The organism is Amycolatopsis sp. NPDC003861 (assembly GCF_053605405.1).
On record NZ_JBSGJD010000058.1, the window covers coordinates 24,843 to 41,905 of the forward strand.

Genomic DNA, 17,063 nt, shown 5'->3' on the forward strand with positions numbered 1-17,063 from the left:
CGACACTACCGTTGTCCCCGGAGCAGCGCCACGACGCAAGCGAATGGCGTTCCGCAAGAGAACGAACTCGCGAACCACCAGGAGCAGCAATGAACGAAGCCGGCATTCAACGCACGCAGGCCGACGCGCCGTCGCACGGGGAACCGCGCAATCCGCGGCTGGCGCTGTTCGCTTCCGCGGCCTTCGACCTGATCGTCCCGCTCGCCGTCTACTACATCCTGCGCCAGAACGGCGTCCCGCTGTTGACCGCTGCGATCATCGGTGGCATCGTCCCGGTGGTCCGCACCGTGTACGTCTTCGCCCGCTACCGCAAGATCGACGGGCTCGGCCTCTTCATGGTGACGATGATGGTCATCGGCACCGCGGTTTCGCTGATTTCGGGTGACGCGCGGTTCTTCTTCGCCAAGGACGGCTGGCTCACCGCCATGTTCGGCATCTGGATGCTGATCACGCTGTTCTTCGAGAAGCCGTTCTTCCTGCACGCCGGAGTCAGCATCGCGCGCACCAAGCGCGGCGGCGCCGGCGCCGAGGTGTGGGAACGCCGCTGGGACACCGAGCCGCGGATGCGCCACGGGCTGCGCCTGCTCACCGTCGTCTTCGGCATCGGCATGATCGTGGACGCGGTCGTGCGCGTGGTGCTCGCCTACACGCTGCCGCTCGACGACATCAACCTGGTGACGACCGTGCAGTGGATCGTGGTCCTCGGCGGGCTCATCGGCTTCATGGCCTACTACACCCGCAAGCACGACCTGCGTGCCTGAGGGCCTCCGGCCGTCCACCGCAATCCGAGGAGCTTTCCCATGGCACACATCGCGCTGCTGACCATCCCCGCGTACGGGCACGTCATGCCGACGCTGGACGTGGCCGCCGAGCTGGTCCGCCGCGGGCACCGCGTCACCTTCGCCACGACGGACCAGTTCGCCGAGCTGGTGGCGCCGACCGGCGCGCGGGTGCTGCGGTACGAGTCGTCCCTGACGCCGAAGCCGCGCACCGAGGACCCGCCCGCCGACTTCGCCGCGTGGCTGCCGCTGGTGCTGGTCATGGAAAGCACGGCGACCATCCCGGTGTTCGAGGCGGCCTTCGCCGAAGACGTCCCGGACCTGATCCTCTACGACCGGACCGTGTACGCGACCGGACGGGTGCTCGCCGCGAAGTGGGGCGTGCCCGCGGTGGAGCTGTTCCCGTCCTTCGCCTACAACGACCACTGGTCGCTGGCGAAGTTCCTCGGCGAGGAGAACGGGTTCAGCGAGGAACACCCCGCCCGCGTCGCGTTCCGGGAGAAGATCGCCGAGCTGACGCAGGCCCACGGCGTCCCGGCGATCTCGCCCGCGGACTTCGCCATCGGCCGCGAGGAGTTCGCGCTCGCCTTCGTGGCCAAGGAGTTCCAGTACGAGGGCGAGACTTTCGACGACCACTTCGCGTTCATCGGCCCGTGCCTGGGCGACCGGACGTTCCAGGGCGGGTGGCAGCCGCCGTCGGACGGCAAGCCGGTGCTGCTGGTTTCGCTCGGCACGGCGTTCAACGACCGGCCGGACTTCTTCCGGGCCGTCGTGGCGGCGTTCACCGGTGAGGACTGGCACGTCGTGCTGTCGATCGGCGCGCTTGACCCGGCTTCGCTCGGCGAGCTCCCGCCGAACATCGAGGCCCACGCGCAGGTGCCGCAGCTGGCGGTGCTGAACCACGCTTCGGCCTTCATCACCCACTCGGGCATGGGCGGGACGATGGAGGCGCTGTACTTCGACACTCCGATGGTGGCCCTGCCGCAGAGCGTCGAGCAGGCCGCCGTCGCCAACCGGGTCGCGGAACTCGGCCTGGGCACGAACCTGGCCGGCCGGGAACCGACGCCGGAGCTGCTGCGCGACGCCGTCAAGACGACGGCGGCCGACGAGCGCGTGCGGTCCGCCGTCGCCGCGATGGGCGCGAAGGTGCGCGCCGCCGGTGGCGCGGCCCGCGCGGCCGACGAGCTCGAGCGGCACCTCAAGCACACTTCCTGACCCGCTGGTTCGGCAGAACCAGCCGCCTGTGGGGAAGGGCCGAGGTTGTCCCCCAGCACCACGGCCCTTCCTCACCTCTTCCTGCCCTTTTTGTCCGCACTGATCCCTGGAGGCCCGGCGTGCCGGACGCGGTGGTGGTACGGGACCTCGTCAAGAGGTACCCGAAAGCAGAACGGCCGGCGGTCGACGGCCTCGGGTTCACCATCGCCACCGGCGAGGTGTTCGGCCTGCTGGGTCCCAACGGCGCGGGCAAGACGACGACGGTCAGCATGCTGACCACCCGCGCGCTGCCGACGTCCGGCCACGCCGAGGTGGCGGGCATCGACGTCGTCAAGCACGCGACGGCGGCCCGCCAGGCGCTGGCCGTCGTGCCGCAGCGCAACAACCTCGACCAGTCGCTGACCGTGCGGCAGAACCTGCTGTTCCACGCCGCCTACCACGGCATGGGCCGGGCGCAGCGGCATCGCCGGGCCGAGGAGCTCATCGAGTGGATGGGGCTCGGCCCACGGGCGAAAGCCCGGGTCGACGAGATGTCCGGCGGCCAGGCCCAGCGTGTGATGATCGCCCGCGCGCTGATGCACCAGCCGAAGGTGATGTTCCTCGACGAGCCGGCGACCGGGCTCGACCCGCAGTCGCGCCTGTTCGTGCACGAGCGCGTCGCCGAACTGACGGCCGAGGGCGTCACGGTGGTGGTCACCACGCACGACATGGAGGAAGCGGCCAAGCTGTGCGACCGCGTCGGCATCGTCGACCGCGGCAAGCTGCTGGCGCTGGACACGACGGACGCGCTGACCCGGTCGCTGCCCGGCAACACGACGCTGACCGTGGGCGTGAGGCTGGCGGAGTCGCCCGCCGACGCCGACGCCGTCGGCAAGGAGCTGGAGCAGGTGCCGTCGGTGGAGCGGGTCGAGCGGCTCGCCGCCGCCGGCCGGGCGGCCGCGGACGAGAACGCCGTCCAGTTCCGCCTGTACACCGAAGCCGAGCCGGCGTCGCTCCTGCCGGGCGTGCTGGCGGTGCTGGGCCGCGAGCGGTGCGAGGTCACCGGCATCTCGTTCGGCAAGCCCACCCTCGAAGACGTGTTCATCTCCATCACCGGACGGGACCTCCGATGACCGCCGCCACTGTCGCCCCGCCAATGCCGCAACCACAGCCTGGCCAGGCCCGCGCGTTCTTCGCCGTGCTCGGCCGCGACTTCTTCGTCACCGGGCGCGAGCTGCTCCCGTTCCTGGCCCAGATGCTGATCCAGCCGCTGTTCCTGTTGTTCATCTTCGGCAAGGTGCTGTCGCAGATCGGCTACGCGGGCGCCGGGTACGCCCAGGTCCTGCTGCCGGGCATGGTGGCGATGAACGCGTTCACCGGGGCGTTGCAGAACACGGCGTTGCCCCTGGTGCTGGACTTTTCGGTGACCAGGGAGATCGAGGACCGGCTGCTGGCGCCGCTGTCGATCCGCCTGGTCGCGGTGGAGAAGATGCTGTTCGGCGCGATCCGCGGCATCATCGCCGGCCTGGTGATGATCCCGATCGGCCTGCTCATCCTCGACGGCGTCCACTGGAGCCCGGCGGCCCTGCCGGGGGTGGCGGGAGTCGTCGCCCTGGGTTCCCTGGCCGGCGCGGCGGTGGGGATGGTGCTGGGGACGATCGTGCCGCCCCGCCACATCAACCTGGTGTTCACGATCCTGCTGGTGCCCCTGATCTTCACCGGATCCGGGCAGTTCCCCTGGCTGAGCTTGTCCGGTTTGCGCTGGTTCCAGGTGATTTGCGCGGCCAACCCGCTGACGTACGTCTCGGAGGCGCTGCGGCGGCTGGTGATGCCGGACCAGGTCCAGTCCATCCCGCTGTGGATCTCCCTGCTGGTCATGGTGGTGGCAACGCTGATCTTCGGCGCGTTCGGCATCAGGGGCTTCCTCAAGCGCGCACTGGACTGAAGGGCTCCGGTACGGTTGGGCCACCCAGCCCGGCCCCGCCCGGCCCGGAATCCCAGGAGCGGTTCGTGCGCGTTGTCCTCGCGGAGGATCTCTACCTGCTTCGAGACGGCATGACGAGGCTCCTGGAAGCACACGGTTTCGCAGTGGTGGCGGCGGTGGGCAATGCCCCGGAGCTGCTGAAGGCGATCGAGGACCACGCACCGGACATCGCGGTGGTGGACGTCCGCCTGCCTCCCAAGTTCAGCGACGAAGGAATCCGCGCGGCATTGGAGGCCCGCCGCCGACGCCCAGGGCTGCCGGTGCTGGTGCTATCCCAGCACGTGGAGCAGACGTACGCCCGAGAGCTCCTGGCGGACGGAGCGGGCGCGATCGGGTACCTGTTGAAGGACCGGGTGCTGAACGCGGACCAGTTCGTGGACGCCCTCCGCATGGTGGCGGCCGGAGGGACGGCCATGGACCCGGAGGTCATCACCAAGCTCCTGGCGAGCAGATCGCGCCGCGACCCCCTGGACGCGCTGACCCCCCGCGAGCGCCAGGTCCTGGAACTGATGGCCGAGGGCAGATCCAATGCGGCGATCGCCCAGCGGATGACGATCAGCGAGGCCGCAGTGGGCAAGCACACGGCAAGCATCTTCACGAAGCTGGATCTGGCCCAGCACGAGGACGACAACCGCCGGGTGCTGGCGGTGTTGACCTACTTGAGCAGCAAGGTGCGGCAGGGGTAGGTGCTCGCGTCGGCGGGTTGCGGAAGTGTCGCTTTGGGAAGCCTGGCCATCGGACGGTCGGCTCGCGGTCCTGAGCAGTCGGGTCGTGCGACGGAGAATCGGCCGGCTTACCTAGGCGGTTGGTCGGCGTGACGGAGAAGGCATCACACGTGACCAGAGGGGCATCTCACGTGGCTGGAGAAGCATTGCGCATGACTGGAGAGGCATCTCGCGTGGTCTCTGGCCTTTGAGGACAGCCTGCGCGCGCGGGTGTGGGCCCGCGGCCGTGTGGCCGCGGGGCCTTTCCCGTGTTCAGGCTGCGAATGGCAGCGGTTCGTGGAGGTTGTTGCGCCGGGGTTTTCGGCGCCGGTCGAGGAAGGTGGGTGGAAGGAATTCCGGGAGGCCATCGGCGGCGATGCGGACTTCCCAGCCGGAGCGGTGCAGCAGCCGGTGGTGGTGAGCGCACATCAACACCAGGTTGTTCAGGTCAGTAGGGCCACCGTCGGCCCAATGCCGGATGTGATGGCCTTGGCAGTGCCGGGGTGGGCGGTGGCAGCCGGGGAACGCGCAGCCTCGGTCGCGCAGGAACAGGGCGCGGCGAAGTCCGGCGGAGATCAAACGGCGGAGGCGCCCGAGGTTGAGGGGTTCACTTTTCGCACCCAACACCGCGGGGATGACCATGGCGTCACAGGCATGGACCCGGGCTTCGGCCGCGGTCATCGTGCCAGTGTCACCGAGCGTGGCCCGACCGGCGCCGGACTTCAGGTCGGTGAGGGAAACCGCGACCATGACGTGGGCCCGTTCCCCGGCCTGCATCGGCAAGTCCGGAGAGTTGAGGGCCAGGTCGATGGCGTCGGAGAACGCATCACCGTAACGCTGCGGCATCGCGCGGTGGTCGGGCCCGTCGTCACCGGTACGACGCTCGGCCAAAGCATCGAGCAGAACACTGGCACGGGTGCCGGTCTCATCGTCGAACTTGCCGTTCAACTCCCAGACCCCGGATCTTCGACGACGCAGAAACAGCTCCCGGGTGGGAGTCAAAGGTTCGGTGTCGTCGGGCTCGGCACCATCGGGAGCCAGGTGGGCGAGGATCCGGGCACCAAGGACCGCAACCTGCTTGTGCCCAGCCTCGGCCGCGAAGGCGAGCAGATCAGCCTCGACACGGTCACGATGCTCAGGCGGAACCTCGGCCAGCACCCCGGTGATCACATCGATCATCGGAGCACTCAGCGATCCGGACAAAGCAGCAACACCCGTCGCCGGCGCCAGGGCCGGGATCGGGGTGCCATCGAGAGCGCGACCCGGATTCACCAAACGAGCCCGCTTCACCAAACGCTCCGCCGCCGACCTCGGAAGGTCACCCAGGTGCTCCAGCAACCGGGCAACAGACCGGTACCCGAACACCTCCATCACCCCACGCTGCTCGATCTCCACCACCAGCGCCCCCAGCTCGGCCTCCGCAGACCGCATACACGCGAGCAACTCACCGAGGCGGTCGGCGAAAGCCACCGCCTCGGCAGACGAACGAGCGCTGTCGGACATAGATCAAGATTACCGACCATCGAACAGAAGTTCATCACTCGATCGGGCGGATCAGCTGTAGAACTTCCTTACCCGCGAAACGATGTACTCCTGATCATCCTCGCCCAGCGAAGTGTACGTCGGCAGGTACAAGCCCTCCTCCGCAAACCGGTTGGCCCGCAACGAAGGCCACACCGGATCCAGGTACATCGGCTGCCGGCTCATCGGTTTGAAGAACACCCGCGTCTCGATCCCCTCCCCGGCAAGGAAAGCGCGCAGCTCGTCTCGCCGCGAACACAACAGGTCGTACATCCACAGCACATCCCGCCGAGGCATCAACCGCACCCCCGGAATGTCCCGCAGTCCAGCGTCGTAACGCGCCTCGATCGCCGACCGGAGAGCGAGGATCGAATCGAGCTGGGCCACCTGGGCCGTCGCCACCGCGGCCTGCAGGTTCGTCATGCGGAAGTTGTACCCGAGCTTCTTGTGCAGGAACGTGTGGTCCCGGTTGAACGCCATCCCCCGCAGGTGCTTCATCTGCGCCGCGAGCCGGGCGTCCGACGTCAGGCAGATCCCGCCCTCACCCGAGGCGATGATCTTGTTGGCGAACAACGAAAAGCACGCGATGTCCCCGACCGGACGCACCCCGTGCGCCTCCGCCGAGTCCTCCACGACACGCAGGTTGTACTCGTACGCCAGCTCCATGATCGCGTCCATGGCACACCGGCGCCCGTAGATGTGCACCGGCATGATCGCGCGGGTGCGCGGGGTGATCTTCGCTTCGATCAGCGACACGTCGATGTTCAGATCGTCGCCGCAGTCGACGAACACCGGGGTCGCTCCCGTGTACGTCACCGCCCACGCCGAGGCGATCATCGTGAACTCCGGGACGATCACCTCGTCCCCCGGGCCGATCCCCAGCGCCCGCAACGCCAGCGTCAGCGCCGTCGTCCCAGACGAGCACGCCACCCCGAACGACACCCCGTTGTACGCGGCGAAATCCGACTCGAACCGCTCCACGTACGGGCCCTGCGAAGAGATCCAGCCGCTCGTGACGGCGTCGGTGACGTTGGCCAGCTCGTCGCCGTTCAGGTACGGCTGGGACACCGGATACTTGACGGACATGCCTATCCCTTCCCGAGAGCGGCCAGCACGGTGTCGGCGGCGGCGCCCAGGCCGCCCGCCGCGCGGAAGCGGTCCGCCCACTCCTCGGCCCGGGCCGTGAACTCCTTCTCCTCCAGCACCCGGCGCAGCTTGGCCACGATCGCGGCCGCCGAAATCGTCTCCTCGTACGAGAGGACCAGCCCGCAGCCGCTGTCGAGGACCCGCGCCGCGTGGTCGTGGCAGTCCATCCAGAACGGCTGCACCAGGCCCGGCTTCCCGAAGTAGATCCCTTCGTACGCGCTGTTGCCGCCGCCGTGGTGGTAGTAGACGCGCACGTGCGGGTGGGCCAGGACGTCGAACTGGGACGGCACCCAGTTCTCCAGCCGGACGTTCGGCGGCAGGTCCGCCGGCAGCAACGCGCGCTGGGCCTTCGGCAGCTTCCACAGCACGTGGTGCTCGGGCCCGATCCGCCGCGCCGCCTCCGCGATCGCCGACACCTGGGGCGCGGTGAGCCGCATGTGGGTGCCGAACGCCAGGTACACCACCGATTCGTGCTCGTCCAGCCAGGCCGATAACGCCGGATCCGGCGTCACCGCCTCCGGCAGCGGGGGTACCACGGGCCCCACCATCCGCAGGTGCGACGGCGCCGCGTCGAACGGGTACTCCATGCCGAACACCGAATACCCGAGGATCGCCCGCGCGCGGTCGGCGTAGCCGGACTGACCGGCCGTCGCGTTCAGGATCCCGGCTTCCTTGCGGGCCTTGGTGAACTGCATCGCCGGAACCTTCGTCAGCATGCCGTGCAGCAGCCGCAGCCGGAACCACAGGTTCGCGAGCTTCTGCCGTCCCGAAAGCGCGCGCGGCAGCCCGGTGTTCGGGCTCGGGTACCTCAACGGCAGGCGCTCGGCGAAGATCTCGCTCACCGAGATCGGCACGCTGTAGATGTACGGGACCTCGCGGGCGATCGCCGCGTCGGTCGGGTAGACGCTGGAGGAGTCGATGACCATCAGCGCCGGCTTCACCTCGTCGACGACGGCCAGCGCGCGCTCGTACATCGTCACCATGATGCTCGCGTCGGTGACCCCGCTGAGGTAGGCGACGACGTTCTGCGGCCGCGCGGTCAGGCTGCCCGGCTTCGCGGGCTGGGTCGCCGCCGCGTAGAGGTCCGGGTGCCACTCGCCCGGCGGCCGTTCGAGCCGCTCCCCGAACGAAACGAACCGGACCGGGTTGGTCGCGGAGATCGCCTCGACGTCGGCGCGGCGGTCCTCTGTGGACGCGAAGTACAGGTCCGGCACGCCACGGCGGGCGAGTTCGCCGGCGATGACGAGCAGCGGGTTGATCATGCCGGCGTCCGCGATCGACGCGAACAGGATGGGCGTCACGGCCGTCACCAGCTCCCGGCGAGCATCAGCTCGCTGTACTTGTGCTCGTTCGACGCCTTCCGCAGGTCGGCCTCGACCATCATCCGCATCAGCTCCTCGAAGTCGACCGACTGCTTCCAGCCGAGCTCGGCGCGCGCCTTTTCCGGGTTGGCGCAGAGGGTTTCGACCTCCGCGGGCCGGACCAGGGCCGGGTCGATGACGACGTAGTCGCGCCAGTTCAGGTCCACCGCGTCGAAGGCGATCTGGACGGCGTCGCGAACCGAGTGCATCTGCCCGGTGCCCACCACGTAGTCGGTCGCCGTCTCCTGCTGCAGCATCAGGTGCATCGCGCGGACGTAGTCGCCGGCGAATCCCCAGTCACGGACCGCGTCCAGGTTGCCCAGGTACAGCTTGTCGCGCAGGCCCAGCTTGATCTCCGCCACCGCCATGGTGATCTTGCGGGTGACGAACTCGGCGCCGCGGCGCGGGGACTCGTGGTTGAACAGGATCCCGGACACCCCGAACATGCCGAAGGATTCGCGGTAATTCTTGGTGATGAAGTGCCCGTAGGTCTTCGCGACGCCGTAGGGGCTGCGCGGGTGGAAGATGGTCTGCTCGTTCTGCGGGGTCTCGGCCACCTTGCCGTACATCTCCGACGACGACGCCTGGTAGAACCGGATCCCGCCGCCGGTCGGGCGGGACTTGTCCAGCCCGCACACCATCCGGACCGCTTCGAGCACCCGCAGCACGCCCATGCCGTTCACCTCGGTGGTGAGTTCGGGTTGCTGCCACGACATCGGCACGAACGAGATGGCCGCGAGGTTGTACACCTCGTCGGGCTGCACGAAGTCCACTGCGGACACGAGACTGACCTGGTCCATCAGATCCCCCTCCACGAAGTGGAGATCGGAGACCAGCCTGCTGATCCGCGACTTGCGCGGATTGGCCTGGCCGCGCACCAGGCCCCACACCTGGTAACCCTCGGCCAGCAGGTGCTCGGCCAGGTACGACCCGTCCTGCCCGGTGATTCCGGTGATCAACGCACGCTTCGCCATGGATGTGCCTTCCTTGCCACGTCACGAGTACAGCTCCCGCCGTGGCGTCGTCCGGCCGCCGTGCGAGCAGCTCCGGGGTACCTCGCCGCCGCGAAAATCGCGCCGGATCCGGTGCCCGGCAACGACGTTCACGCTCGCGGGACACCGGTTCTTTGTCAACGAATCGGGCGCCAAGTCAGTGGCCGCGGAGGGAAACCTAGGGGCGCACCTATAGGGGTCTGCGGAAACGGAAGAGCCGGGACCCCGTACGGGATCCCGGCTCCGGTGACGTCCGTCAGCGGACCGGCGGCACCGGCCTCAGTGGACGGCGCACCGGCGGGGCCGGCGCCCGGTGGTTGACCGCCACCGGCGGCCGGGGCACGCCCGGCAAGCGCTCCTGCTGCTCCGGCACCCGCAGCTGCGGCTCCGACGCCAGGTCGCGGCGCCGGCTGACGCTCAGCTTGCGGTATACGCGCGTCAGGTGCTGTTCCACCGTGCTGACCGTGATGTAGAGCTGGCTGGCGATCTCGCGGTTGGTGTGGCCCCGCGCGGCGAGCCAGCCGACCCGCTGCTCGGCGTCGGTCAGCAGCTTGACGTCGGCCGGGGCGACCCGGCCGCGGAGGGACACCACCACGTCGTCGTCCCCGCCGTCGAGGAACGTCTTCCGCAGCAGCTCCGCGCCGCATTCCTTGGCCAGCACCCGGGCGTCCCGGGCGGCCGTGCGCGCTGCGGGCGTGTCGCCGCCCGCCCGGCTCAGCTCGGCGAGCGTGCGGGCCAGTTCCAGCTTGGCGCCGGACTTCTCGAGCACGTCCACCGCTTCCTGCATCAGCTTCGGCCGCCGCGCGGGGTCGGCCACCAGCGCCAGCGTCCGCAGCGTGATGCCGCGGGTGCGGTCGCCGCAGTCCGGCCCGAGCTTCGCCGCCTGCTCCTCGGCGAACTGACGGGCCTTCTCGCGGTCACCCAGCTTCAGGTGGACCTCCGCGGCGCTGGAGCGCCACGGCACGAGTGACGGCTGGTCCAGGTTCCACCGGGCCATCTGCTCCCCGCAGGCGAGGAAGTCGTTCAGCGCCGTCGGCAGCCGGCCGGTCGCGAGGTAGTAGTGGCCGCGCGCGTGCAGGTAGTGCAGGCCGAACCGGGTCTCGCCGAGCGCGTCCGGCACCGGCTGGTTGAGCAGCTCGGCCGCTTCGTCGAACCGCCCCATTTCGGTCAGCGCGGCCAGCAGGGTCGCCAGCGGCGCGCCCACCCCGATGCCCCACGCCTCCGGGGTCATCTTCGTCAGCGCGATCTTGGCGTCGCGGGCGGCGAGCGGCAGGTCGCCCTGCCGCAGCGCGACCTCCGCGCGCAGCTCCGCCAGCGACGCCTGCCAGGTCGGCGCCGGACGGCCGGCGGCCTGCGCCATCAGGTGATCCGCCCAGGTGGCGGCCTTGCCGAGGCGTTCGGCGTAGACCAGCACCGTCGCCGCGAAGACCAGGTGCCGCAGGGTGATGTCGGTCATCCGGGTGCCTTCGAGCACCTGCTCGGCGTCGAGCACCGCGGCCTCGGACGGGCCTTCGCGGACCGCGCTGGTCAGCGCGTCGATCGCCTTCTGCTGCGAGTTCACCGCGAGCCCGAGCTGCGGGGACGGCGTTTCGTCGGTGATCGAGGCGAGCATCGGCTCGATCAGGCGCCGCATCCCCGGCACCGAGCTGGCCAGCCACGAATCGAGCGTCAGCAGCTCGCCGCGGGTCCGGCGGTCCCGGCAGTCGACCAGGTCACCGAACGCCTTCGAGATCTCCACGGCTTCGTCGACCCGGCCGAACCAGAGCAGGAACTCGAAGATGCCGACGACCCGGATGCCCGGCAGGTACCCGGCGCGGGTCGCGTGCACCAGCTCCGGCAGCCGGCGCATCGCCTTCGCCGGGGTGGTCCGCCATTCGATGTCGGCCAGCGACGCCTTGGCGATCGCCCGGTCGCGGTCGTCGGTGCAGCAGCGGCTGGCCATCGCGATGCACGCGCGGGCCAGCTCGACGTCGTCCTCCAGCAGCGCCGCCTCCGACGCCTCGGACAGCAGGTGCTCGGTCCACGGCTCGTCCAGGTTCGCCGCCACCACGTGCGCGGCGATCGCGGTCGGGCGGGCACCCTGGTCGAACAGCAGGCGGGCGGCCTGGCCGTGCAGGGCGGCCCGGACCCCGGGGTCGAGCTCCTCGAGCACCGCGACGCGGGCTTCGGGGTGCCGGAACCGGTGCCCGTCGAGCACGCCGGCCGACTCCAGCGCCCGGCGCACCGGCTCGGTGGTGGCCGGCGCGAAGGAGACCATGCCGCCGGCCAGCGCGATCTGCGACTGCTCGTCGTCGCCGAGGACGGCCAGCGCCCGGGCGAGTTCGAGGGCCCGCGGCTCGCTGGAGTGCAGGCAGCTCAGCACGGCGTGCCGGTAGGCGGCGCCCGCGACGACCTCGCCCGTGCCGGCCGCGCGGGTGTCGTGCACCAGCGCCGTGGCCAGCAGCGGGTTGCCGCCGCTGACCGCGAAGCACTGCGCGGCCAGCGCGTGGGCCTTGCCTTCGTCGAGCTTGCCGGCCAGCAGGACGCCGACGCCGTTGCGGGACAGCGGGGCCAGCCGCAGCTGGCGGCAGTGCGGCCGCCGCATCAGGTCGACGTGGCGGACCGGGCGCCGCTCGCCCGGGTCGGCCCGTTCGGCGAGCAGCACGAGCACCCGGGCCGGGCGGATCCGCCGGGCCATGTGCTGCAGGAACTGCAGGGACGCGGGATCGGCGTGGTGGGCGTCGTCGACGCAGACGACCAGCGGGCTCTCGGCCGACCAGCCGATCACCGCGCTGGAGAGGCGGTGCAGGAACCGGCTGTCCAGCAGCGTCGCGTCGGCCTCGGCGTCCTCCACGTACGCCGACACCTGGTCCGCGATGTCCGCGCGGACGCCCGGCGTGTGGACCAGCTGCGAAACGACGCCGAGGCCGACGGCGGTTTCGGACCGGGCGCCGGAGGCGGACAGCACGACCGCGCCGGTGCCGGCGGCCTGCCGGCCGAAGGTCTCCAGCAGCGCGGTCTTGCCGCTGGCGACCGGGCCGAGGACCAGGCCGACACCGCCGGCGCCGGAGTGGGCGTCGGCGAGCATCTGGCTCAGCGTCGCCGTTTCGAAATCACGTTCGATGAGCATGACAGGTAAATCCCCCAGGAATTCGTCGCCTGTTGGGTTCGGCTGATCCACGACCCGCGTTGCGGCCACCCCAGACGGGCCGAACACGGCTTTTTTTCGCGAATCACCAGCGCAGCCGCGCACGCGACGGGCAAATGCCGCCGCACACGCAATGCTTGACGGTCGATCGACCGGGCCCACCGCTCCCCAACGAGTGCCTGGTGATGACAAAGTCCCGTCGACTCGCGCGCGAGCCGCCGGCGAAGTGTTATTCGGCGTCCCTTATGAAGGACCGCGGTAAACGTTCATCGGACAACCTTTCCCCAGACCCCAGATCCCCGCGGTTCCCGTTGGGCGATTACTGCCCTGATCGCCCGGTACACCGCGAGGAGATAACGATCAGAAGCTACCACCTGCCCCTACGTGCCGCAACGAGGCACAACGGGGTTTCCCCACCCGAGGATGTCCGATTGGTCCCGATCCACCAAAGCGGGTACCGGCACCCCGGACACCGGGCGGAAGCTGCACGAACCCGCGCTCCACTCAGGGTCGGAGCCGCCGCTCCGGCGTTCGGGCATTCGGGTGATCGAGGCGACCGGGTAACGTTTACTTCCGCGAAACCTGAATCTTTTCCGGAGTCGTTGAACAATGTCCGGGAAACACAATGTGAACGGAAATCCGGTTCGGGTTCACACCTTCTGCGGAACCCGGCCCTGCTTCGAGAAGTACCCCCGGACGCTCTTCGTGCACAGCAGCAGGAACAGCACGAGCAGGACCACCGCCTGCCCCACCTGCCCGGCCCGCATCCAGTTCGGGAACTCGGCCGCGACGACGAGGTAGACCAGCCCGGCCAGCCCCAGCACGGTGATCACCATCAGCCGGACGTAGGTGCTGCGGCGGCCGAGCTTGAGCCGGCCCGCCAGCCGGACGTAGACGATCGCGATGACCAGCACCGACACCGGGCGGATCCACAGCACGCTCTCCAGCGACGCGCGCGTGCCGGCGCGATCGGCCGGGTCGGCCTGGCCGGTCGACTCCCAGTGCAGCACCTGGTAGTCGAGGATGCCGTCCTTGTGCAGGAAGGTGAGCACCGCGAACGCGACACTGATCAGCAGGTTCAGGTAGAGCAGGGCGATGACCGGCCGCAGCACGCGCCCGGAGGTGTTCGAGGTGACCATGGTTTCCCCAGTTCAGTCGGGCGCGGTGGCCCGTTCGACGATGGCGACGAGCTCGGCGGCGTAGGCGTCGGCGTCGGTGGCGGGACGCCGGATCAGTTCGGTGTGGATGCCGTCGATGGCCTGGCGGACGGTGATCGCCATGACGCGCGGGTCGAACCGGCCGAAGTCGCCGGAGCGCTGGCCCTCGCGCAGGCAGGATTCCAGGATGTCGACGGCGCCGTGGTACCAGTCGTCGTTGCCCGCGGTGACACCGCCGCCGTGCCGCAGGCTCTCGAGCAGCGCGGTGATTTCGACCGGGTGCTCGGCGATGAACGCCAGGTTCGACTCGATGTAGGCCCGCAGCTCCGCCGCCGGCCCCCGCACCGCGTCGATCCGCTCCCGCATGTAAGCGAGGCTCGTGGCCAGCACGTCCCGGACGACCTCGGCGATCAGGTCCGCCTTGCCGTCGAAGTGGTAGGAGATCATGCCGGTGCTGCTCAGCCCGGCGCGTTTCGCGATCTGCCCGAACGAAGCCTTCGCATACCCCAGTTCACCGATGGTCTCGATCGCCGCGCGGACGATCTGCGCCCGCCGGGCGTTCTCGGTGAACGTTTTTGCTTGCATGAGCAAAAAGTAGCACGGTTGAGCAAACAATCGCCAGAATGCGCTCTTTCCGCAACATGGCGGTTGCGGTATGTGTCGATCACACACACGACGAAGGCCACCCCGGGTCCCGGGGTGGCCTTCGCAGGGGTAGGGGTCAGACCTGGCGGGCCGTCGCCATCGCGCGTTCGGTCTCCCAGAACGCCCGGACCGAGCGGATCAGGCCGTCGTCGCCGACTCGGTAGACGAAGACGCCGTCGGTGTCGACGCGGTAGCCGCCGGGCAGGAATGTCGTGATCGTGCCGACATTGGCGACCTCGTCGCCGCCCGCGTGGGAGTCGCGGATGGTGAACTCGAAGCGCTCGACGTTGGCGATCGTCTTGTCCCAGAACGCGCCGATCCCCTCGCGGCCGTGGTGGCCCTTGCCCGTCTCGTCGAAGAACGACGGGCCGACCGGGTCCTCGACCACCGCGTCCGGGGCGAACAGGGCCAGCCAGCCCTCCTTGTCGCCCGCCGTCACCGCGGTCATCGACGCGTACGCCGCACGCCGCGCGGGCGGCTGCTCCGCCTCGGTGTCCCAGCTGACCTGCACGCCCATGGGAGTCACTCCTCGAACTTCGCGATGATTTCGGCTCCGAACTTGCGGATCGCTTCGAGCTTCGGCTCGACCGGCGCGTCGAACCCGATGCCGTCGAACACCCACGGCATGGTGATCACGTCGGTGACACCGGCGTCGGCTTGCGCGCGGTAGCCGTCCAGCCCGAAGGCGTCGATGCAGACCGCCTGGTACTCGAACGGGTCGTCGGCGCGACCCCGCTCGGCGAGCAGCTCCTTGAGCCGGGCGATGGTGTCGCGGAGCTCGTCGAGCTTCATCATCGCCGACGACCAGCCGTCGGCGACCCGGGCGGCGCGCTTCAGCGCGACCTCGGTGTGACCGCCGATGTAGAACGGCACCCGGGTCGGCGGCGCCGGGCTCATCTGGATCTTGTCGAAGTCGTAGAACTCGCCGTGGTACTCGACCATCCCGCCGCCGAGGATCAGCCGCAGCACGTCGATGGCCTCGTCGACGCGCTTGCCGCGCCGCTCGAACGGCACGCCGCAGTACTCGAACTCCTGGGGCAGCCAGCCGACGCCGAGCCCGAGGCCGAACCGGCCGCCGGTGAGCACGCTCGCCGAGCCGACCTGACGGGCCAGCAGCACCGGGTTGCGCGAGCCGAGCTTCAGCACCGACGTGTAGAAGTGGATCCGGCTGGTGACCGCGCCCATCGACGCGGTCGCGACGAGCGGGTCCACCCAGGGTGTCTCCGCGGTCCAGAACCGGCTGCCGTCCGGGGTGTACGGGTAGTCCGTGTCCACCGTTTCGGCGTAGAAGAGCGAGTCGGGCAGGGCAATGGAGGCGAAGCCGGCCTCTTCGGCGGCCCGGGCGAGCTCGCCCAGCTGATCGAGGGGGTTCATCGCGATCGACAGGGTGAACTTCATGGCCGAACTATAACGTGTTCTAGTTTCTTCGGCCAGCGCTCGCGGTGGGCCCGGTCACGCACCGGGAACCCACCGCGTAGCGTCCGCGTTGTCCGTTTCAACGGTGACCACCCGTCACCGAGCCCCGAACTTCCAGGAGTGGTCCATGGGCACCGCGATCTTCCTGATCGTGCTCGTCGTCGTGATCGTCGGTGGCGGCCTCTATTTCTCGCGGCAGCGCGCCGCGGCCCGGCAGCGGGAGCTGGACGACGCCAAGGCCGACGCCCGGCGCCTGGTCGAGCGGCTCGGCGGCCAGGTGCTCAACCTCAACGGCAACGACACCGCGTCGATGCAGGCGATGGCCGACGCGAGCGAGCGCTACAACGCCGCCGGCTCGCAGCTGGAGCAGGCCCGCACGATCGAACAGGCCCGGCTGGTGAAGGACACCGCCGTCGAAGGCCTCTACTACGTCCGCGCCGCGCGGGTCGCGATGGGGATGGACCCCGGCCCGCAGCTGCCGGAGGAGGCCGAGCGCGAGCGCGCCGGCAAGGTCACCGAGCGCCGCGAGGTCGACGTCGAGGGCCAGCACTACGCCGCTTCGCCCGACGCCGGCCAGGACACGCCGTACTACTACCCCGGCGGCCGCGTCGCGGGCCGTCCGGTGCCGCAGGGCTGGTACAGCGAGCCGTGGTGGAAGCCCGCGCTCGTCGCCGGCGCCTGGGGTCTGGGCTCGATGTTCCTGTTCAGCGCGATGTTCTCCGGCATGAGCGGCATCGCGAGCGCCTCGGCCTGGGAGTCCGGCTACGACGCGGGCCAGCAGGACGCGCTCGAGTCCGGCGACATGGGCGGCGACGGCGGCGGTGACGCCGGAGGCGACTTCGGTGGCGACGGCGGCGGCGACTTCGGTGGCGACGGCGGCGACTGGGGCGGCGGCGGCTTCGACGGAGGCGGGTTCGACGGCGGAGGCTTCGACGGCGGCGGCTTCGACTTCTGACGCCGGTTTCAAGCGCCCCAATGTGGCGTTGGTTGCGTCAGACGCACCCAATGTGGCGTTCGGTGCGTCCTACGCACCGAAC

The 17,063-nt window shown here is 69.7% G+C and carries 15 protein-coding genes; 6 read left to right on the top strand and 9 right to left on the bottom strand.

The window, feature by feature from the left end; all coding sequences use genetic code 11:
- Positions 1-89 precede the first annotated feature (89 nt).
- The 5 genes from ACWEVN_RS17035 (at position 90) to ACWEVN_RS17055 (ending at position 4,643) form a co-directional block, all read left to right on the top strand.
- Positions 90-761: a VC0807 family protein gene (locus tag ACWEVN_RS17035; protein ID WP_449683403.1), complete on the top strand. Its 672-nt coding sequence runs from the start codon at positions 90-92 to the stop codon at positions 759-761.
- A gap of 39 nt (positions 762-800) precedes the next feature.
- Positions 801-1,994, top strand: a complete 1,194-nt coding sequence (locus tag ACWEVN_RS17040; protein ID WP_449683404.1) for a macrolide family glycosyltransferase — start codon at positions 801-803, stop codon at positions 1,992-1,994.
- Positions 1,995-2,113: 119 nt separating this feature from the next.
- Positions 2,114-3,106, top strand: a complete 993-nt coding sequence (locus tag ACWEVN_RS17045; protein ID WP_449683405.1) for an ABC transporter ATP-binding protein — start codon at positions 2,114-2,116, stop codon at positions 3,104-3,106.
- Positions 3,103-3,918, top strand: coding sequence for an ABC transporter permease (locus tag ACWEVN_RS17050; RefSeq protein WP_449683406.1), 816 nt, complete (start codon positions 3,103-3,105; stop codon positions 3,916-3,918). The genes ACWEVN_RS17045 and ACWEVN_RS17050 overlap by 4 nt, the downstream gene beginning before the upstream one ends.
- 65 nt (positions 3,919-3,983) lie before the next feature.
- Positions 3,984-4,643, top strand: a complete 660-nt coding sequence (locus ACWEVN_RS17055; protein WP_449683407.1) for a response regulator — start codon at positions 3,984-3,986, stop codon at positions 4,641-4,643.
- A 291-nt stretch (positions 4,644-4,934) separates the two neighbouring features.
- Here ACWEVN_RS17055 and ACWEVN_RS17060 read toward each other — a convergent pair whose 3' ends face one another.
- The 9 genes from ACWEVN_RS17060 to ACWEVN_RS17100 form a co-directional block, all read right to left on the bottom strand.
- On the bottom strand, positions 4,935-6,164 hold the full coding sequence (locus tag ACWEVN_RS17060; RefSeq protein ID WP_452051874.1) for a DUF222 domain-containing protein: 1,230 nt from the start codon (positions 6,162-6,164) through the stop codon (positions 4,935-4,937).
- Positions 6,165-6,215: 51 nt separating this feature from the next.
- Complete coding sequence (locus ACWEVN_RS17065) at positions 6,216-7,268, bottom strand: DegT/DnrJ/EryC1/StrS family aminotransferase (RefSeq protein WP_452051875.1); 1,053 nt, start codon at positions 7,266-7,268, stop codon at positions 6,216-6,218.
- Positions 7,269-7,270: 2 nt separating this feature from the next.
- Positions 7,271-8,629, bottom strand: coding sequence for a glycosyltransferase (locus tag ACWEVN_RS17070; RefSeq protein ID WP_452051876.1), 1,359 nt, complete (start codon positions 8,627-8,629; stop codon positions 7,271-7,273).
- A 5-nt stretch (positions 8,630-8,634) separates the two neighbouring features.
- Positions 8,635-9,663, bottom strand: coding sequence for a GDP-mannose 4,6-dehydratase (locus ACWEVN_RS17075; protein WP_449683411.1), 1,029 nt, complete (start codon positions 9,661-9,663; stop codon positions 8,635-8,637).
- Between the two features lie 274 nt (positions 9,664-9,937).
- On the bottom strand, positions 9,938-12,790 hold the full coding sequence (locus ACWEVN_RS17080) for an AAA family ATPase (protein WP_452051877.1): 2,853 nt from the start codon (positions 12,788-12,790) through the stop codon (positions 9,938-9,940).
- A gap of 668 nt (positions 12,791-13,458) precedes the next feature.
- Positions 13,459-13,947, bottom strand: a complete 489-nt coding sequence (locus ACWEVN_RS17085; RefSeq protein WP_449683413.1) for a hypothetical protein — start codon at positions 13,945-13,947, stop codon at positions 13,459-13,461.
- Between the two features lie 12 nt (positions 13,948-13,959).
- On the bottom strand, positions 13,960-14,550 hold the full coding sequence (locus ACWEVN_RS17090; RefSeq protein ID WP_449683414.1) for a TetR/AcrR family transcriptional regulator: 591 nt from the start codon (positions 14,548-14,550) through the stop codon (positions 13,960-13,962).
- 136 nt (positions 14,551-14,686) lie between these two features.
- Positions 14,687-15,127, bottom strand: a complete 441-nt coding sequence (locus ACWEVN_RS17095) for a nuclear transport factor 2 family protein (protein ID WP_449683415.1) — start codon at positions 15,125-15,127, stop codon at positions 14,687-14,689.
- A gap of 5 nt (positions 15,128-15,132) precedes the next feature.
- Complete coding sequence (locus tag ACWEVN_RS17100; protein ID WP_449683416.1) at positions 15,133-16,008, bottom strand: TIGR03619 family F420-dependent LLM class oxidoreductase; 876 nt, start codon at positions 16,006-16,008, stop codon at positions 15,133-15,135.
- 145 nt (positions 16,009-16,153) lie between these two features.
- On the opposite strand from ACWEVN_RS17100, the gene ACWEVN_RS17105 reads away from it, so the two are divergent.
- On the top strand, positions 16,154-16,981 hold the full coding sequence (locus tag ACWEVN_RS17105) for a hypothetical protein (protein ID WP_452051878.1): 828 nt from the start codon (positions 16,154-16,156) through the stop codon (positions 16,979-16,981).
- The last annotated feature ends 82 nt before the right edge of the window (positions 16,982-17,063 follow it).